Annotated in this window: 16 protein-coding genes, 2 tRNA genes and 3 pseudogenes; 10 read left to right on the top strand and 11 right to left on the bottom strand. The window is 66.6% G+C overall.

Annotated features, from left to right (window positions below):
• Positions 1–128: DUF3618 domain-containing protein (locus tag A5652_RS26730; protein WP_156745313.1), on the bottom strand; the 128-nt coding region annotated here is incomplete at its 3' end.
• Positions 129–182: 54 nt separating this feature from the next.
• Here A5652_RS26730 and A5652_RS26725 point away from each other — a divergent pair.
• Positions 183–359, top strand: a pseudogene (locus A5652_RS26725) (DUF3618 domain-containing protein); the annotation flags it as partial.
• On the opposite strand, the gene A5652_RS13205 reads toward A5652_RS26725, so the two are convergent.
• The 4 genes and pseudogenes from A5652_RS13205 to A5652_RS13190 form a co-directional block, all read right to left on the bottom strand.
• On the bottom strand, positions 346–2085 hold the full coding sequence (locus tag A5652_RS13205) for a DUF3556 domain-containing protein (RefSeq protein ID WP_067351621.1): 1740 nt from the start codon (positions 2083–2085) through the stop codon (positions 346–348). The pseudogene A5652_RS26725 and the gene A5652_RS13205 sit on opposite strands and share 14 nt — an antisense overlap.
• 218 nt (positions 2086–2303) lie before the next feature.
• Positions 2304–2570: a hypothetical protein gene (locus A5652_RS13200; protein ID WP_067351618.1), complete on the bottom strand. Its 267-nt coding sequence runs from the start codon at positions 2568–2570 to the stop codon at positions 2304–2306.
• 134 nt (positions 2571–2704) lie between these two features.
• Positions 2705–2780: transfer RNA gene (locus A5652_RS13195), tRNA-Lys, on the bottom strand.
• Between the two features lie 260 nt (positions 2781–3040).
• A pseudogene (locus A5652_RS13190) lies at positions 3041–3757 on the bottom strand (sterol carrier protein domain-containing protein); the annotation flags it as partial.
• On the opposite strand from A5652_RS13190, the pseudogene A5652_RS13185 reads away from it, so the two are divergent.
• Together A5652_RS13185 and A5652_RS13180 are read left to right on the top strand one after the other, a co-directional pair.
• Positions 3677–4242: pseudogene (locus A5652_RS13185) on the top strand (DMT family transporter); the annotation flags it as partial. The pseudogenes A5652_RS13190 and A5652_RS13185 overlap by 81 nt on opposite strands.
• Before the next feature lie 162 nt (positions 4243–4404).
• On the top strand, positions 4405–5616 hold the full coding sequence (locus A5652_RS13180) for an Ig-like domain-containing protein (protein ID WP_156745312.1): 1212 nt from the start codon (positions 4405–4407) through the stop codon (positions 5614–5616).
• Between the two features lie 49 nt (positions 5617–5665).
• Here the strand turns inward: A5652_RS13180 and A5652_RS13175 are convergent, their stop codons facing one another.
• From A5652_RS13175 to orn, 3 genes are all read right to left on the bottom strand, one after another.
• Positions 5666–5965: a hypothetical protein gene (locus A5652_RS13175; protein ID WP_067351613.1), complete on the bottom strand. Its 300-nt coding sequence runs from the start codon at positions 5963–5965 to the stop codon at positions 5666–5668.
• A 383-nt stretch (positions 5966–6348) separates the two neighbouring features.
• A tRNA-His gene (locus A5652_RS13170) sits at positions 6349–6424 on the bottom strand.
• A gap of 55 nt (positions 6425–6479) precedes the next feature.
• Positions 6480–7127, bottom strand: a complete 648-nt coding sequence (orn, locus tag A5652_RS13165) for an oligoribonuclease (protein ID WP_067351631.1) — start codon at positions 7125–7127, stop codon at positions 6480–6482.
• A 122-nt stretch (positions 7128–7249) separates the two neighbouring features.
• Here orn and A5652_RS13160 point away from each other — a divergent pair, with 122 nt between their 5' ends.
• Positions 7250–8830 carry a helicase HerA-like domain-containing protein gene (locus A5652_RS13160; protein ID WP_067351610.1) on the top strand — a complete coding sequence of 527 codons (1581 nt, stop codon included), beginning with the start codon at positions 7250–7252 and terminating at the stop codon, positions 8828–8830.
• 4 nt (positions 8831–8834) lie between these two features.
• On the opposite strand, the gene cmrA is transcribed toward A5652_RS13160, so the two are convergent.
• A complete protein-coding gene (gene cmrA / locus A5652_RS13155; protein WP_067351607.1) occupies positions 8835–9641 on the bottom strand; it encodes a mycolate reductase in 807 nt (268 codons plus the stop codon).
• A 68-nt stretch (positions 9642–9709) separates the two neighbouring features.
• Between cmrA and A5652_RS13150 the strand changes: the two genes are divergently transcribed.
• A complete protein-coding gene (locus A5652_RS13150; RefSeq protein WP_067351604.1) occupies positions 9710–11062 on the top strand; it encodes an MFS transporter in 1353 nt (450 codons plus the stop codon).
• Positions 11063–11078: 16 nt separating this feature from the next.
• Here the strand turns inward: A5652_RS13150 and A5652_RS13145 are convergent, their stop codons facing one another.
• Both A5652_RS13145 and A5652_RS13140 read right to left on the bottom strand, forming a co-directional pair.
• Positions 11079–11855 carry an MmpS family transport accessory protein gene (locus tag A5652_RS13145; protein WP_082983884.1) on the bottom strand — a complete coding sequence of 259 codons (777 nt, stop codon included), beginning with the start codon at positions 11853–11855 and terminating at the stop codon, positions 11079–11081.
• Positions 11856–11918: 63 nt separating this feature from the next.
• Entirely contained in the window at positions 11919–12575 is a 657-nt protein-coding gene (locus A5652_RS13140) for a TetR/AcrR family transcriptional regulator (protein WP_067351602.1), read from the bottom strand.
• 183 nt (positions 12576–12758) lie between these two features.
• Between A5652_RS13140 and A5652_RS13135 the strand changes: the two genes are divergently transcribed.
• The 5 genes from A5652_RS13135 to A5652_RS13115 all read left to right on the top strand — a co-directional run.
• Entirely contained in the window at positions 12759–14357 is a 1599-nt protein-coding gene (locus tag A5652_RS13135) for a carboxyl transferase domain-containing protein (RefSeq protein WP_067351599.1), read from the top strand.
• Between the two features lie 5 nt (positions 14358–14362).
• Positions 14363–16378, top strand: a complete 2016-nt coding sequence (locus A5652_RS13130; protein ID WP_067351597.1) for an acetyl/propionyl/methylcrotonyl-CoA carboxylase subunit alpha — start codon at positions 14363–14365, stop codon at positions 16376–16378.
• On the top strand, positions 16375–17541 hold the full coding sequence (locus A5652_RS13125; protein ID WP_067351594.1) for an acyl-CoA dehydrogenase family protein: 1167 nt from the start codon (positions 16375–16377) through the stop codon (positions 17539–17541). The genes A5652_RS13130 and A5652_RS13125 overlap by 4 nt, the downstream gene beginning before the upstream one ends.
• A complete protein-coding gene (locus tag A5652_RS13120; protein WP_067351592.1) occupies positions 17538–18035 on the top strand; it encodes a MaoC family dehydratase in 498 nt (165 codons plus the stop codon). The genes A5652_RS13125 and A5652_RS13120 overlap by 4 nt, the downstream gene beginning before the upstream one ends.
• Positions 18032–18677: CoA ester lyase (locus A5652_RS13115; RefSeq protein ID WP_067351590.1), on the top strand; the 646-nt coding region annotated here is incomplete at its 3' end. The genes A5652_RS13120 and A5652_RS13115, both read left to right, overlap by 4 nt.

Below are 18677 nucleotides of genomic sequence, written 5' to 3'. Positions count from 1 at the left end.
CGGACCTTGAGGTCGTCGGCGAGGCGCCGGGGGTTGGCCCGGTCGGCAAGCGAGTCGACGGTGGCCGCCAGCTGATCACGGGCGACGTCGATGTCCTGCTTGATGGCTTCGGGGTCCCGGTCCGCCACTGTGTCCTCCAAGTCGCCCACTATCCAGCTCCTACACCTGCCCGAACTACCCTAGATCAGCTGGCGGCCACCGTCGACTCGCTTGCCGACCGGGCCAACCCCCGGCGCCTCGCCGACGACCTCAAGGTCCGGGTGATCGGATTCGTGCAGCAGCCCATGGTGCTGGCCTCGCTGGCCGGGGTCGGGGTTCTCGTCGTGGTGGTAGCGGTGCGCCGCGTCAGGAATCGGTGACGCGACCGGCCTGGACGTACACCGGAATGTCGTCGGCCCAAGGCTGGTTGGTGGCCATGTCGTCGACGTCGCAGTAGCCGCGTTCGAATTCGCCCGTCGCCGCATCGACCAGCCGGTATTCCTGCCGCTGTCGGTGGATGGGCTGGGCGTCGAGGATGACGACACGCACCTCGCCCGGCTCGAACCCGCACCGCTGCTGCAGCGCCTCGATCAAGCATTCGTTGTGCATGTGCCCGTCGCCGAAGTTCCAGCCGAGCACCATTGCGCACAGGACTTCGCCCTCACAGAGGTTGTAATCGTCCTCGTCGTGGTCGGCCATTGCGCGGTGCGCCAAGGTGAGCAGCGCACGTCCGTGGGTGTTCATGCCCCGGAACGCCAGAGCGAGGTGCAGCGGGATCAAGGTTTCCTCTCTGCTGCCGTACAGCCGCTCGAGCTGCAAGTGCTGCATCGGCCCGAGGGCACGCGAGCCGACGCGGATCTTCTCGTCGGCTGAAGGTCGCACGCACCACAGGGTGGTGTCCCAGTTGCCGGCGTAGTACCGCATGCCGGGCAAAAAGGAGACCTTGCTCGGGTAGAGGTTCCCGAGCACGACGGTGCCGGCTAAGACCGCGAACAGAACGGCGACCGGCAGCGGGTTGGCCAGATCGGACAGCCCCAGGCGCGCATGCGCGACGAACAACCACAGCACCCCGAAGATCATGAACACGTTCCACTCCAGCGGCACGCCCATCGGAAAGGCCAGCAGGATGTTGAGGTGGAACACGATCATCACAAAGGCCGCGACGGCCGTCGGCCAGCCGCCATGTGAGAAGAGGAGCACGAGTGGCACCAGACCCTCGATTGCGGTCGAGAAGTGGGCGATGAAGCCGGCCAAAGCGCTTGGCCGCAGGTCGTCCGGATGGTGCTTGAACATCGAGCGCTTGAGCGGGCCCGAGGGGATGAACGGGTTATTCGCCAGCATGGTGGAAATGACGAACGGGAAGTGCTTGTTGAGCTTGGAGGTCGCCGCGCCCAGCCAGATCACCATGAAGACGACCTTGGCCCCGACGACGATGTCGGCGCCCGCGAACAGGAACGTCAGCGCCAGCGGCGCATACACCTCACCACGCGCGGCGAGGAAGATGACCTTGTCGCGCAAGCTGAGCACGGCCAGCACCGCCAGGATCGCGACGGTCTGCCACCGCGGCAGCACGCCGATCATCGTGTCCAGGGCCGGAATCGGCCCGCTGCCATCGGACAGCAGCGCGGACACGAGCAGCGCCAGCAGGATGCCGTAGAGCAACGCGTCGAACGGGGTCCGGGTGCTGCCATTGGTCAATGGCACCCGAGTGGGCCAGGGTGGCAATCGGATGGTGCCGGGCCGCAGCCAGTACAGGATCGACCCCATCGGCGGGAAGTAGCGCCCGGCCAATGGCCCGAAGCAGCAGCCGAGACCGATGACTTCGAACAGCATCGTGTAGAGCACGGCCTTCTGGAACACGATCGGCTCCGACCACCACGCGCTGACCTGTGTGAAGCCGCCGATGCCGGAGGTCGACCACGCGAAAAGCCAGCCGCCCAGGATGTACAGCGCGATCTTCACGCCGTACATCACATGCATCACCAGTGGGGTACCGAATCCGTGCTCGGCGATGTGGCCTGTCATCGGGACGATCCGTTCGGCGCGTGAACGGGTGCTCCACTCGGACATGTCGACGACGGGCAGGTTGGGCCGGATGAACCCCATTGCAGCTCCTTCGACGCAGCGTGTCTAAAGGGGGCCTGTAGGCGCTTACGGCGCCAATCGGTGCCAGCAAGAAATTACCTGCCAGGGAGCCCTCAGCGGTGGGATACGACGGCAAATGGTCCGCGCAATCCGGGGTTAGCCGCACCCCCGGCCTCCGCGGTTCGCGCTCGGCATCCTCGCTGGCTTATCTTTGCTGCCCGCGGCGACGGGGCGACCGGCTACTCCCAGCCCGGCGGGTCGTTCTCGGCCATGTAGGCCTCCCACGCGGCGCGGCGCACGGTACGGGTGTGCACGTCCTGACAGATCGCTTTTGCGTCGGTGGCGGTGACGGCCCGGCCCAGGTCGTGGTGCACAAACCCGTCATCGACACGCTCGGCGCGGAAGCCGCCCGTCGAGACCACATGGACTCGATACTCGCTACGGTCGTCGATGTTGGCGTGGAAGTGGCCCTCGTGGGGTTCGACCCACTTCAGCTCCGGTTTCACCGGGCCCCTCGGCACAGCTCCATCGCAGAGACGGCAGTGCCCGCGGGGGTGAAACGGATTTCTCGGAGATCGTTACCCATCGGGTGAACCCCCTGAAGTGGAGAAGCCGCCAAATATTGACATATTCGGTGAGCTGGTGCGCCGTCAGGGTTTCGAACCCCGGACCCGCTGATTAAGAGTCAGCTGCTCTACCAACTGAGCTAACGGCGCTTGTCGTCGGCCGAGACCGCGTAGGCGACAATAACAGCGTTCCGCCACGGAGTGAAATCCCGACCTTGCTCAAGGATAGCCGCCCGCGCCGAGAGACTCTCCCCGGCGTTCGTGGCCCGCCAGACCTGCGCGCGCAGGCGCGGGCTGGTGCTCCATACGACCGAACCACCGTTCCGCCGCCTATGGCAACCCGCCGGGCCGCGGCACAGCGCTGCGCGCCGGGCGAAATGAGTTGTCGCACAACAAACAAGCATGTTCCGTCACAACACCGTGCCGGTGTACGGCGTCCGGTCGGTGCTGAAGGCGGCGTCCAATTCACCCAACGCTCCCTCGCGCACCTCGGTGATGCGATCGGCGCGGGCAAGCTGGCAGGCTCGATGTGCCCCCATGTAGATGGTGGCCAGGTCGGCCAGACCGATCCTGACGTCTGGGGAACCGTCGTGGGGGGTGCATTTCCCGGCGCCGTCGCGGGTCTGCAGCGCAAAGGTCCCACCCGCAAGACCGAGCGGGTCCGTGACCTCCAGCACGATGTCGGCATCAACGGCGGAGCGGTAGCGGATCATCAGGGGCCACGTCGATCTCGATGCGATAGAACATTTCCAACACCAGGAGCGTCTGCAATAACTCCGTGTGCGCTTCGTGGTGATGGGGCAGAAGTCTTCGACGACCACGGTGCCAAGCGGCGGACGGAACGCATGCTGGTGCGAGCCGACCACCCGGTACGTCAGGAAGCCGTCGGGATGGATCGTGTAATGCAGCGCAGATCCGTTGCCGCGCTGGGTCGGTCGGTCGTCCATGTAGTCGGCCCACCACGCGTCGTCGCGGGAGATCGCCCCAGTGGTTGCGGCGCACCATCTTTCGTAGATCTGGGGTAGGTGCCGTCGCGCCTCGGCGGCGTTGACCTCGCGCGCCCGAATCTGGCTCGGCGCGGCGCGCAACTTCGCGAAGCGGCGGTCAATGGAGTAGGTGTGGCTGTGGTGGCCGCCGTCCTCGCGCCGCTGTTGATCGGCTGCGTCGTCGCCGGCCGGATCCGGGGTGGTGCCGCGGCGGCGGCGCTGTTCGCCTTCGCGTCGGGGTCGTTGTGGGGGTCTTCGCGGTGCTCGCCAAAGAGGTCGTTGCCCGGATCGGCGACGGAGCGGCCACGGTGGCCCGAACCCCGGAGCTGTACGCCTGCGTTCTGGTCGCGCTGGGTGGCGTGGCGTGGAGTCAGTCGGCGTTTCGGGCTGGTCCGTTGACCGCGTCGATGCCGACCCTGCAGGTGTCGCAGCCGGTGGTGGCGGCGGTGCTCGGCGTCGCCGTCCTCGGCGAGACGCTGAACACGGGTCGCGCCGCGACGATCGCCCTGGTGGCGGCAGCGCTGGTGATGACGGCGGCCATCGTCAAGCTCGCGCGCGTCGAGGCCGCCAGCACCCGCGACATGGTTGAGGCGCAGCGGGACCAAGAGGTCGGCTCGCCGGCGTAATTGGGCCCCTGGCGCGCTCTGGACCTCGCATGAATGACGAATTCATTGCGGTGGCGACACCGATCGGGCGCCCCGGCTCGAGTACGGGTGGGAGTGTCGGCAAAAGCCATTAGAATGCCTGCAGCTACCTCGCTGGTCACCGGTGACCAACTAGAGAATCATATGAAAGGTCACTGGATGGCGCGTTTGCGGATACGACGATCCTGGCTGGTAGCCGCGATCGTCCCGATTGCTGTCTTCAGCGCCGCCTGTAACGGCGACCAAGCGGCGGCGCCGGCGAAGGTCATCTTCGACAAGGGCACGCCGCTAGCTGACCTGCTGGTGCCGAAGCTCACCGCCTCCGTGACGGACGGCGCCGTCGGTGTCACGGTGGATGCGCCTGTGACTGTGACCGTCGCCGACGGCGTCCTCGCGTCGGTCACCATGGTCAACGAAAACGGTAGGTCGATCAATGGGCAGTTGAGCCCGGACGGCCTGCGTTGGTCGACCACCGAGCAACTCGGTTACAACAGGCGCTACACGCTGAATGCGAAGGCGACCGGGCTGGGCGGCGCGGCCAGCAAGCAGATGACGTTCGAGACCAGCTCACCCGCGCACCTGACGATGCCCTACGTGAGTCCGGCCGACGGTGACGTGGTGGGCATCGGTGAGCCGGTGGCGATCCGCTTCGACGAGAACATCGCGAACCGCGGGGCGGCCCAAAAAGCCATCAAAATCACCACCAACCCTCCGGTGGAGGGCGCGTTCTATTGGCTGAACAACCGCGAAGTTCGTTGGCGCCCGGAGCGTTTCTGGAAGTCGGGGACAACAATCGATGTGGCGGTCAACACCTACGGGGTGGACCTGGGCGACGGGATGTTCGGCGAGGACAACGTCAAGTCGCACTTCACCATCGGTGATGAGGTGATCTCGACGGCCGACGACACCACGAAGACCGTGACCGTGCGGGTCAACGGTGATGTCGTCAAGACCATGCCGACGTCGATGGGCAAGGACAGCACCCCAACGGCCAACGGCATCTACATCATTGGTGGGCGGTTCAAGCACATCATCATGGATTCCTCGACCTACGGCGTTCCGGTCAACTCGCCCAACGGATATCGCACCGAAGTCGACTGGGCCACGCAGATGTCTTACAGCGGCGTCTTCGTGCACTCGGCGCCGTGGTCGGTCGGCGCGCAAGGCCACACCAATACCAGCCACGGATGCCTCAACGTGAGTCCGAGCAACGCCGAGTGGTTCTACGACCACAGCAAGAGCGGCGACATCGTCGAAGTGGTGCATACCGTCGGGTCGACGCTGCCGGGCATCGAGGGCCTGGGCGATTGGAATATCCCCTGGGAGCAGTGGAAAGCGGGCAACGCCAACACCTGACGGCCGGTCGCGCGGCCTTTAAGCCTTTGGCGGCATGAGGCTGTGCGTCCTAACGCCCCAGCCGGGCCGTTTCGTACGCTTTGCTTGCGCGCTCCAAATTGATGAAGTTTTCGTGTGACGGGTCATTCCACCAATCGAGAACGGCAAACGCCATGTCTCGGGCGAACGGATACAGCGGGGATTTTGATCCGCGCGTCCACAGCAACTTAACGGCATCGTCCCGTAGCGCATTGGCAGTCCGCCTTATTTCGTCGCGGCCCGGTTCGGGTAGGTCGTGGACGACCCGGTTGAGTATGTCCGCAACTGCGTCCCAAACCGCCAGTGCTAGCTGTTCCTCTTCACCGCTCATGGATTGCTCCCGCCAGGTAGGACCCGTCGCTCATGGTCCCATTGTGTCCCGCCTGCCACTCGTAGTGCGCAATTTCGCGGCCGTTCACTGCGCTGCACCTTGGGCTTGCGAGCTCCACGATCGAGCCCTGATCCAACTCGGAATGAGGCGTGGCCCAACGCGATCCGCGCGAGCCGACGCTGGATGAACCAACGCCGAATAGGCCTGCGACAGTGGCTGCGCCCGGTCTGGTAAATGACGCCGCTGACGGTGGCGCACAAGGCAGTCGGCGCCGAAATGTCATCGGCACGCGCTTGGCAGAGCGCCCCGCAGCCCTCAGTGCTGGAGCAGCGAATGGTCGCGAAAACAAAAGGTCAGAGGTGCTAAATACCACCTCTGACCTGTGGGGTGAGTGACGGGACTCGAACCCGCGACATTCAGGATCACAACCTGACGCTCTACCAACTGAACTACACCCACCACGACCGCAGGCCGACCTTCGCGCGATGACGGTCAACGAGCGGCGACGTCGATACTAGCCGGTTGGCGGCGCGCTGGCCGAATCGCTTGGCCCCGGTGCGTCTTTTCCGTCGCTGAGGGTGGCGACCACCGCCTCGATTTCGCTGGTAGAAGGCCCCGGCGGCGAGACGAATGCGGTCTGCCGGTAGAACTGCAGCTCGCGGATGGACTCGTGGATGTCCGCCAGCGCGCGGTGGGCCAGCCCCTTGACCGGCTGACCGAAGTAAATCCGCGGATACCAGCGCCGGCAGAGTTCTTTGATCGAACTCACATCGATCATGCGGTAGTGCAGGAAAGAATCCAGGGCGGGCATGTCGCGCACGATGAAGGCGCGGTCGGTGGCGATGGAGTTGCCGGCCAGGGGCGCCGTCTTGGGTTGTTTGACGTGTTCGCCGATGTAATCCAGGACCATCGCCTCGGCGGTTGCCAGGTCGACGGTGGACGCCCGCACCTCGTCGGTGAGCCCGGAGCGTGAGTGCATTTCGGTGACCACGTCGCCCATCGCCGCGAGCGCGGCGTCGTCTGCATGGATCACCACGTCGACCCCGTCGCCGAGAACGTTCAAGTCGGCGTCGGTCACCAGCGCCGCGATCTCAATCAGCTTGTCCGAACCCAGATCAAGCCCGGTCATCTCGCAGTCGATCCACACCAATTCGTCTCGCACAGCGCTCAGACTAGTGGCGAGGTGGCGCGCGCGCCGGACCTCGCCCCCGGAAGAGTTGGGGAAGTAGGGTTGAGCGTTGTCGAACTGCACGCCGATTCATTGGGGAAGAGAGGCGCAGCACGATGAGCACCGATTCAGCGGCCACGGCCGCGACGCGGATCGCCGACGGATACGCGGTCGACGGCCAGGCACTGGAGTTGGGCACGGTCGTCATCGACGGCGCGGCCGATCCGGCGGCCCAGATCCGCATCCCGCTGGCCACCATCAACAGGCACGGCCTGGTGGCCGGGGCCACCGGAACCGGCAAGACCAAGACGTTGCAATTGATCGCCGAGCAGCTCAGCGCCGCGGGAGTCCCCGTGCTGATGGCCGACGTGAAGGGCGACCTGTCCGGGCTGGCCAAGCCCGGCGAAGGTAATGACAAGACCGCCGCGCGGGCCAAAGACACCGGCGACGACTGGCAGCCCACGGGGTTTCCGGCCGAGTTCTTGTCGTTGGGCACCAAGGGAATCGGGGTACCGATCCGCGCGACCATCGACAGCTTCGGTCCCGTTCTGCTGTCAAAAGTGCTGGGGCTCAACGCTACTCAAGAGTCGACACTGGGATTGATCTTCCACTGGGCGAAGGATCAAAATCGGCCGCTGGTCACCACTGACCATCTGCGTGGCGCCATCGGCTACCTGACGAGTGACGAGGGCAAGGAAGCCCTGAAATCGCTGGGCGGCGTGTCGGCGACGACGGCCGGCGTGATCCTGCGCGCACTGGTGAACCTCGATGCCGAGGGCGGGGACACCTTCTTCGGCGAGCCCAAGCTCGACCCGAACGACCTGCTGCGCACCAACGACCGGGGCCAGGGCATCATCTCGCTGCTGGAGTTCACCGGTCAGTCGGTGCGCCCCGTCATCTTTTCCACCTTCCTGATGTGGCTGCTCGCCGACCTGTACACCCAATTGCCCGAGGTCGGCGACGTGGACAAGCCGAAGCTCGTCTTCTTCTTCGACGAGGCTCACCTGTTGTTCGCGGACGCGTCCAAGGCCTTTCTCGAGCAGGTCGAGCAGACCGTCAAGCTGATCCGGTCCAAGGGCGTCGGGGTGTTCTTCTGCACCCAGCTCCCGACGGACATCCCCAACGACATCCTGTCCCAGCTTGGCGCGCGGGTTCAGCATGCGCTGCGGGCGTTCACACCCGATGATCAAAAGGCGCTGAGCAAGACCGTCCGCACCTACCCGAAAACCGATGTCTACGACCTGGAGTCGGCGTTGACTTCGCTGGGAATCGGCGAGGCGGTGGTGACCGTGTTGTCTGAGAAGGGCGCACCCACGCCGGTCGCGTGGACCCGCATGCGGGTACCACGCTCGCTGATGGCGTCGATCGGCAACGACGCGATCGGGGCCGCGGCGAAAAACAGTCCGCTGCAGGCGAAGTACGGTCAGACGCTTTCCCAACCCGCGCAGCCCCAGTCCGGCCCGCCGGATCCACAAGCCCCGTCCGCGCCGCAGCCGCCGCAAACCCGGTCCGACTACCCGCCGGTCCCGCCGAACGAGCCGGTTCCGCCGATGCCGGAGCCGGCGGAGCCGAAGGGCACAAAGGGGCCCTCCATGTGGGAGGAAGTCTTGCAGAACCCCACCGTGAAAAGCGGCATCAACACCGCGATACGCGAAGCGGTGAAAGGCATCTTCGGTTCCGGACGGCGCCGGAAATAGGGCCCTACCCGCCGCCGAGCTTCTTGTAGAACGCGCCCACGATCGGCGCCACGATGGCGCGCGGACCGTACCCGCTGGCCACCGACATGGCCTTTGACGTCAGGCCAGGTACGACGCGCATCTTGTTACGTGCCAACGCATCCAGCGACACCCGCGCGGTGTGCTCGGTCGAGATCCACAAGAAATCCGGCACCAGCCGCTCGACGATCGAGGCCTCGGCGTCGTCGGGCAGGTCGGTGCGCACGGGGCCCGGCGCCAGCAGCGTCACATGGACGCCGGACCCGCGCAGTTCGCCGCGCAGCGATTCGCTGAAGGTGTTCGCGAACGCCTTGCTGGCCGCGTAGGTGGCGTTGTAGGGGATCGGCGAATTGCCCGCCGCCGAACCGGAAATCAGGATCCCACCCGACCCGCGCTCGACCATTCCCGGCAGCACCGCCAACGCAAGGTCATGCACCCCAAGGACATTCAGCTGCAGCTGGGCCTTTTCGCCGGCCGGGTCCAGCGTGGCGACCGGGCCGAAGGTGGCCGTGCCCGCATTGGCGCACAGGATCGAGATGGGGCGAGCGGCCAGTTCGTCGCACAGCTTCGCGCGCTCGCCCGGATCGGCCAGGTCGGCGGGGCGCACGTCGACCGTCACGCCGTATTTGCCGGTGAGGCGAGCGGCCAGGTCCTTCAGCAGGTCTTCGCGGCGCGCGGTGACGATCAGGTGGTGTCCGCGTGCGGCGAGTTCGGTGGCGAGCGCTTCACCGATGTTCTGCGAAGCTCCGGTGACAACGGCGCGCGCCTCGGGGCTTGGAGCTGGTAGCGGCATGCGCCAATCGTAGACAGCGGTCCAAACGCGGCCCGCAGGCGATCGCGAGCGCCTATAGAGTGCCGGGCATGAGCCAGCCGGAGCCGCGTTCGGCCACCCCCGCGCGATCGCGCGTGGTGGCGTGGGCGCTCTGGGACTGCGGATCGACCGGTCTGAACGCGATCGTGGCGACGTTCGTCTTCTCCGTCTATTTGACCAGCAGCGTTGGGGTGGGGATATCCGGCGCCACCACGCCGGCGAGCTGGCTGGGCCGTGCGGCGGCCGTCGCCGGCCTGACCGTCGCCGTGCTCGCGCCCGCCGTCGGCGTGTGGGTGGAGTCCGCGCATCGCAGGCGGGTGGCGCTGAGCGTGCTGACGGCCACAGCGGTGACGCTGACCTGCCTGATGTTCTTCATCCGTGAGAGCCCCGGCTACCTGTGGGCGGGTCTGGTGCTGCTTGGGGCGACGGCGGCCTGCGGCGATCTGGCCAGCGTCCCCTACAACGCCATGCTGCGTCAGCTCTCGACGCCGCAGACGACCGGTCGGATATCCGGATTCGGGTGGGCGGCCGGTTATGTCGGGAGCGTTGTGCTCCTGCTGGTGATCTACACCGGCTTCATCTCGGGCTCCGGCAAAGGGCCCGACGCGACGCGCGGCCTGCTGCGAGTTCCTTTGCGCGACGGGCTTTATGTCCGCGAGGCGATGGTGGTGGCTGCGATCTGGTTCGCTGTGCTGGCACTGCCCTTGCTGTTCGTCGCGCACCGGCTGACCGAGTCGTCGGAGGCCCACCGGTCGGCGAGCATGCTGGGTGGCTATCGCACGTTGTGGGCCGAGGTCGCCGCGCAATGGCAGCGCGACCGCAACCTGGTCTACTTCCTGGTCGCCAGCGCGCTCTTCCGGGACGGGCTGGCGGCCATCTTCGCGTTCGGTGCGGTGCTCGGCGTCAACGCGTACGGCATCTCGCAGGCCAACGTGCTGATCTTCGGCGTGGCGGCCAGCGTGATCGCCGCGGTGGGCGCGGTGCTGGGCGGATTCGTCGACCACCGCGTCGGATCAAAGCCCGTCATCGTGGCGTCACTGTTCGCGATCGTCGTCCTGGGACTGACCTTGATGACGCTGTCCGGGCCGGTGGCTTTCTGGGTGTGCGGCCTGGTGCTGTGCATGTTCATCGGGCCGTCGCAGTCGTCGTCGCGCGCTCTGCTGCTGCACATGGCCAAGGACGGCGGCGAAGGTGTGGCGTTCGGTCTCTACACCATGACCGGCCGGGCGGTGGCGTTCGTGGCGCCGTGGCTCTTCTCGTTGTTCGTCGACGTCTTCGGCGCCGTGCGGGCCGGCTTGGGCGGCATTCTGCTGGTGCTGATCGCCGGACTGCTGGCGATGCTGGCCGTCCGGGTTCCGCTGCGCGGCGCCGCGATAGCCGAACCCGCGGCTGAACCCTCGTAGCCGGCTGTTAGAGCGCCTAGCCGCGGGCGTCGCAGACCGTCAGACCGCCGCCGACGCGCTTGCTGACCTGAACCCCGTCGATGGTGAGCGTGCAGGTGACGCTGTGGCCGATGTTGACGACCGTGACGTTGGCCGGGTGGGTCGCCGACGTCGACAGGCTGACCTCCTTGCTCCACGGCAGCGCGACGTTGAATTCGGTCTGGATGAGGCCGCCGGTATCGATGTACATGATGCTGATCGCGCGGCCCTCACCCGAGACGGTGTAGACGACGTCTTGCATCGCGGCCGGCCCGGTCGTCTCGGGCGGCAGCTCGGGGCCGCTGGTCGGCGGTATCGGGGCTGGAATGAGCGACGGCGACCGGTGCGTCGACGTCGTCGGGGTCTGCGTGCTCGGCTCCGGCATCGCCGGCAACGGTGGGACGGCGGTCTGGGTCTTGATCGCGTCGTTCGCCAGCACCAGCGCAATCACCAGGGCGACGACCAACAGCACCGCCGCGCCGGCGCCGATCCAGAGCCAGCGCGACGATTTCGGGCCGGAGGGCGGCGGAGGAGCCATGCCCGTCGGTATGTCGCCCGATGGAGGAAGCTCTTGCCGCCAGTACGCCGGCAGCGGCTTGGTCGCGTTCGTCTCGTTCGGGGGCGGTGCCCAGGGCGACGTCGTCCCGCCATAGCTCTGCGCGTAGGGCGTCTGGTCGGCGTACGCGGGATCCGCGGAGGGCGAATACCTCGGCTGCTGTGGCCCCGGCTGCGATGTGGGAAACCGCTCGGTGGGACGTGAATCGTTCATGTCCACCTCATGGCTTGCAGGGTACCTGGACCCGGTGTTAAAGGCCTGAGTCAGCTTACGACGCTCGGCTCAGCAGCACTGATTTCCCGCCGCGAGCGCTGCCACCGTCATCGCCCGCATGACGGTGCGCGACCTCGCGGCCCGACCGGACTTGCCGCGCAAAATATCGGAGGGCTTGACGCTGTGCGGTGTCGAATTCAGCAGGCCGAACACGGCGTGCGCGGTCAGCCGGGCATCGGCCTCGGCCAGCTGGGGATTCAGCTCCCGCAGTACCCCCACCCAGACCTCGACATATTGACGCTGGGATTTGCGCACCTGCTTTTCGGCGGCCTCGGGCAAGTACGCGAGGTCGCGATCCTGGATGCGAATCAGGTCGGGTTCGTTAAACACGAAGTCCAGGTGGAAGTCGATCAGCCCGTCCAGTGCGGCGGCCGCATCGGTGCTGTCGGATTGCACCTGCCGGGCACCGGCGAGCAACCGGGTGCTGATGCCCACCAGCAACTCGACCAGCAGGGACTCCTTGTTCGGAAAATGGCGATAGATGGCGGGACCGCTCACCCCGGCCGCCGCACCGATGTCTTCCAGCCGCACCGCGAGGAAACCGCGCTCGGCGAACAGCCGTTCGGCGGCGGACAGCAGTTGCAGGCGGCGGTCGGACTTCAACTGGCTCCGGCGATTTGGAGCCTCAACTGGACCGGCCTGGCCCTCGGAGGCGGACGCTGTCATGACGGACCCCCGTTGTGGTCAATTGGCCCTAACCTAGCACGAGTTATTCGCGATTAACTCGCCTTTTTGGATTGCTGTGGTGCTGCCTGGACCGGCAACGGCGGCAATGGTATTCTCACCCCTTGAGTTAATCAGCATTAACTCAAAACCAGACCGCACGACGGCAAGGAGGCTGCTGCGGCGATGGACAATGTGGTGGCCCCGCCCGCCAAGGCCGAGGCGTCGTACTCCGATGAGCACCGCCGGCTGGTGGGTGAGTTGAACACCAAGCTGGCGGCGGCGGCATTGGGCGGAAACGAGCGCGCACGGGAACGTCACGTCAGCCGCGGCAAGTTGCTGCCCCGCGAAAGGGTCGACCGGCTGCTCGACCCGGGCAGCCCGTTTTTGGAGCTCTCACCGCTGGCCGCGGACGGCATGTACGGCGACGAGTCCCCTGGGGCCGGGATCATCACCGGCATCGGCCGCGTGTCGGACCGCGAGTGCGTGATCGTCGCCAACGACGCGACGGTCAAGGGCGGCACCTACTACCCGATGACGGTCAAAAAGCATCTGCGCGCCCAAGAGGTGGCGCTGCAGAATCGGCTGCCGTGCATCTACCTGGTGGACTCGGGGGGTGCGTTCTTGCCGCGGCAGGACGAGGTCTTCCCGGACCGCGAGCATTTCGGCCGCATCTTCTACAACCAGGCGACCATGAGCGCCAAGGAAATTCCGCAAGTGGCGGCGGTGCTCGGTTCGTGCACCGCCGGCGGCGCGTACGTCCCGGCGATGAGCGATGAGGCCGTCATCGTCCGCGAGCAGGGCACGATCTTCTTGGGTGGTCCACCCTTGGTCAAGGCGGCGACCGGGGAGATCGTGTCGGCCGAGGACCTCGGCGGCGGCGACCTGCATTCCCGGGTTTCCGGCGTCACCGACCACCTCGCGGAAGACGACGAGCACGCCCTGCGGATCGTCCGCGCGATCGCGGCCACCTTCGGCCCGCGCGGGCCCAGTCCGTGGGAGGTGCGATCCCCGCTGCCGCCCACGTGCGCACAGACAGAGCTCTACGACGTGGTGCCGCCCGACCCGCGGGTGCCCTACGACGTGCACGAGGTCATCGTGCGGCTGGTCGACGGCGGCGAATTCAGCGAATTCAAGACCAGTTACGGCAAAACGCTGGTGACCGCGTTCGCCCACATTCACGGCCACCCGGTGGGCATCGTTGCCAACAACGGCGTGCTCTTCAGCGAATCCGCCTTGAAAGGTGCGCATTTCATCGAGTTGTGCGACAAGCGCAAGATTCCGTTGCTGTTCTTACAGAACATCGCCGGCTTCATGGTCGGCCGCGACTACGAGGCCGGCGGCATCGCCAAGCATGGCGCCAAGATGGTCACCGCTGTCGCCTGCGCGCGGGTGCCCAAACTGACCGTCGTGATCGGCGGATCCTATGGGGCGGGCAACTATTCGATGTGCGGCCGGGCGTATTCGCCACGCTTCCTGTGGATGTGGCCGAACGCCCGGATCTCGGTGATGGGCGGCGAACAGGCAGCCTCGGTGCTGGCCACCGTGCGCGGCGAGCAACTCGCCGGGGCGGGCAAGCCGTGGTCGGCCGACGAGGAAGAGGCGTTCAAGGCGCCCATCCGCGAACAGTACGAGAGTCAGGGTAACCCCTATTACTCCACGGCTCGACTGTGGGACGACGGGATCATCGACCCCGCCGACACCAGAACCTTTGTCGGACTGGCTCTTTCGGTGTGCGCGCAAGCACCGCTGGAACCCGTCTCCTACGGCGTCTTTCGGATGTGAGTGCAGTGTTCGAGACCGTTCTAGTGGCCAACCGCGGCGAGATCGCGGTGCGGGTGATCCGAACGCTGCGTCGGCTGGGTATCCGCTCGGTCGCCGTGTACAGCGATCCCGACGCCGGCGCGAGGCACGTCCTCGAAGCCGACGAAGCGGTGCGCCTGGGACCCGCCGCGGCCCGCGACAGTTATCTGAACATCGACAAGGTCGTCGAGGCGGCCGTGCGCACCGGATCTCAAGCGATCCATCCAGGATACGGATTCCTCTCCGAGAATGCCGATTTCGCCGCCGCCTGCGAGCGAGCCGGAGTCGTATTCCTGGGGCCGCCTGCCCGGGCGATCCAGGTGATGGGCGACAAGATCACCGCCAAGAACGCGGTGGCCGCGTTCGACGTCCCGGTGGTACCCGGCGTCGCCAAGCCCGGGCTGAGCGACGACGAGCTGGCCGCGGCCGCGGACGAGATCGGGTACCCGGTGCTGATCAAACCGTCGGCGGGCGGTGGCGGCAAGGGCATGCGGTTGGTGGAAGAACCGGGCAGGCTGCGCGAGGCGCTGGTGGGAGCGCGGCGCGAGGCCGCTTCGTCGTTCGGCGACGACACACTATTTCTGGAACGATTCGTGTTGCGGCCCAGGCACATCGAGGTCCAGGTGCTCGCCGACACGCACGGCAACATCGTGCACCTCGGCGAACGTGAGTGCAGCCTGCAGCGCCGCCATCAGAAGGTGATCGAAGAGGCGCCTTCGCCGTTGCTCGATGAGGCGACTCGGGCGCGCATCGGGGCGGCCGCATGCGATACCGCGCGCAGCGTTGACTACGTCGGCGCGGGCACGGTCGAATTCATCGTCTCCGCGGACCGGCCCGACGAGTTCTTCTTCATGGAGATGAATACCCGCCTGCAGGTTGAGCATCCGGTCACCGAAGCGGTCACGGGGCTGGACCTGGTCGCGTGGCAGCTGCGAGTGGCCGCCGGCGAGAAGCTGGCGTTCGCCCAGGACGACATCGAACTGCGTGGGCACGCCGTCGAGGCCCGGGTGTACGCCGAGGATCCGGCGCGGGGCTTTTTGCCCACCGGCGGGCGGGTGCTGCAGGTTTCCGAGCCGTCCGGTGACGGCGTGCGGGTCGACTCCTCGCTGCTGACGGGCACGCTCGTCGGCAGCGACTACGACCCGATGCTGAGCAAAGTGATCGCCTACGGAACCGACCGCGGCGAGGCGCTGGCGAAACTCGACCGCGCGCTGAGCCGAACCGTCGTCCTGGGCGTTCAGACCAACATCGAATTCCTCCGCTTCCTGCTCGCCGACGAGCGGGTGCAGGCCGGCGACCTGGACACCGCGCTGCTGGACGAGCGCCTGGCGGACTTCGCTCCGCTGCCGGCTCCCGATGACGTGCTCGCCGCGGCCGGCCTCTATCGGCAATCGGCCCTGGCCTTCCGCGCTCGCCGCTTCGGCGACAATCCCTGGGCGGCGCCGACCGGATGGCGGGTCGGCGGGAGCCCGGCGCCGGTCCGCACCGACATGCGCACCCCGCTGCGCAGTGAGACGGTGTCGGTGCGGGGGCTGCCCGAGGCGGCCACGGTACAGGTCGGCGAGGGTCAAACCCATTCCGCCGCCGTGCATGTCGAGCCGACACGGATGAGTATGACGCTCGACGGTATTCGCCGGGACTACAGCTGGGCCGAAGCCGACCGCCACCTGTGGATCGCCGACGAGCGAGGAACCTGGCATCTGCGTGAAGCCGAGGAAAACAAGATCCACCGCGCCGCGGGCGCGCAGCGGGCCGAGATCGTCAGCCCGATGCCCGGCAGCGTGATCGCGGTGCAGGCATCCTCGGGCACCAACGTTTCCGAGGGCGACGTGGTGGTCGTCGTCGAGGCGATGAAAATGGAACATTCGCTTGCCGCGCCGGTCTCCGGACAGGTGGAAGTACTGGTCTCCGTTGGTGATCAGTTGACGGTGGACCAGGTACTGGCCCGACTGGTTCCCGAAGAGTCCAGCGCGGCAGCCGATTCGAGTAAGGACGCGTCATGACCACATCCATCACCGCGGGGACATTGCCCAAGGAATACGAGGATCTTCGCGACACGGTCGCCGAGTTCGCGCGCACCGTGGTCGCGCCGGTGTCGGCCAAACACGACGAGGAGCACAGCTTTCCGTACGAGGTCGTCGCCAAGATGGGCGAGATGGGCCTGTTCGGCTTGCCGTTCCCCGAGGAATACGGCGGCATGGGCGGTGACTACTTCGCCCTATCCCTGGCGCTCGAGGAACTCGGCAAGTTCGACCAGTCGGTGGCGATCACCCTGGAGGCCGGCGCCAGTCTTGGCGCCATGCCCATCTACCGGTTCGGCACCGAAGAGCAAAAGCAGAGGTGGCTGCCGGACTTGACCGCCGGCCGCGCCCTCGCCGGCTTCGGGCTGACTGAAGCCGGGGCGGGCTCGGACGCCGGAGGAACCCGCACCACGGCCCGGCTCGACAACGGCGACTGGGTGATCAACGGCAGCAAGCAGTTCATCACCAACTCCGGCACCGAGATCACCTCGTTGGTCACCGTCACCGCTGTCACCGGGACCGCCCCGAACGGCAAGAAAGAGATCTCGTCGATCATCGTGCCCAACGGCACACCGGGATTCACCGTCGAACCGGTGTACAGCAAGGTCGGCTGGAACGCGTCGGATACGCACCCGTTGAGCTTCGACGACGTCAGGGTCCCGGAGGAGAACCTGTTGGGTGGCCGGGGCACCGGCTACTCGAACTTCTTGTCCATCCTGGACGAGGGTCGCATCGCCATCGCCGCGCTGGCGACCGGGGCGGCGCAGGGCTGCGTCGACGAAAGCGTCAAGTACGCCAAGGAACGCCAGGCCTTCGGCCAGCCGATCGGCGCCTACCAGGCGATCAGCTTCAAGATCGCGCGGATGGAGGCGCGCGCCCATGCGGCGCGCACCGCCTACTACGATGCTGCCGCAAAGATGTTGGCCGGCAAGCCCTTCAAGAAGGAGGCGGCAATTGCGAAGATGATCGCCTCGGAAGCGGCAATGGACAACGCCCGCGACGCAACTCAGATCCACGGCGGCTACGGCTTCATGAACGAATATCCGGTGGCACGTCACTACCGCGACAGCAAGATCCTCGAGATCGGTGAAGGGACTACCGAAGTGCAGCTGATGCTCATCGCGCGATCGCTGGGACTGTCATGACGGATGCCAAGTCGGTTGTCCAGCGCGGTTTGTGGTTTGAGGAATTCGAGATCGGCACAACATATCTGCACCGGCCCGGCCGAACGGTCACCGAGGCTGACAACGTCTTGTTCACCACGCTCACCATGAACACCCAGTCGCTGCACCTCGACGCGGCCTGGGCCGCCGAACAGCCAGGCTTTCGGGGCGAGCGACTGGTGAACTCCATGTTCACCCTCTCCACGCTGGTCGGCCTGTCGGTGTCGCAGTTGACGCTCGGCACCATCGTGGCCAACCTCGGCTTCTCCGAAGTGTCCTTCCCCAAGCCCGTCTTCCACGGCGACACCCTGTACGCGGAGACCGTGTGCACGGGCAAGCGCGAATCGAAAAGCCGTCCCGGCGAAGGCATCGTCACTCTCGAGCACACGGGACGCAACCAGCACGGCGACGTCGTCGCGCGTGCCGTGCGCACCACGCTGGTGCAGAAGCGGCCAAGCAACCAGGAGACCACGTGAACCTGCAAGCCGCGGGCCCCGCCTGGCTGTTCTGCCCGGCCGACCGCCCCGAGCGTTTCACCAAGGCCGCCGCTGCAGCCGACGTGGTGATCCTCGACCTCGAGGACGGCGTGGCCGAGGCCGACAAGCCCGCGGCGCGCAAGGCGCTGCAGGAGACACCGCTGGACCCGGAGCGCACGGTGGTGCGGGTCAACGCGGCCGACACGGCGGAATACCCACTCGATCTCGAAGCCCTGGCCGGGACCGCGTACACGACGGTGATGCTGTCCAAGACCGAATCGGCCGCACAGGTGACGGCGCTCGCGCCACGCGAGGTGATCGCGCTGCTGGAGACGCCGCGCGGTGCGGTATTCGCGACCGAAATCGCGGCGGCGCAGGGCACTGTGGCGCTGATGTGGGGCGCCGAGGATCTGGTCGCCACGCTCGGCGGGAGCTCCAGCCGCAAGCCCGACGGCACCTACCGCGACGTTGCCCATCACGTGCGGTCGACCGCCCTGCTCACGGCGTCGAGCTTCGGTCGGGTTGCGCTCGACGCGGTGCACCTGGACATCCGGGATCTCGATGGATTGCGGGAGGAGGCCGAGGACGCCGTCGCGCTGGGCTTCGGCGGGACTGTGTGCATCCACCCGAGCCAGATCCCGG

It is taken from the genome of Mycobacterium sp. 1165178.9, assembly GCF_001673555.1.
Taxonomy (GTDB): Bacteria; Actinomycetota; Actinomycetes; order Mycobacteriales; family Mycobacteriaceae; genus Mycobacterium.
The sequence above is the reverse complement of the archived record's forward strand: the minus strand, read 5'-3'. Positions and strand labels throughout refer to the sequence as shown.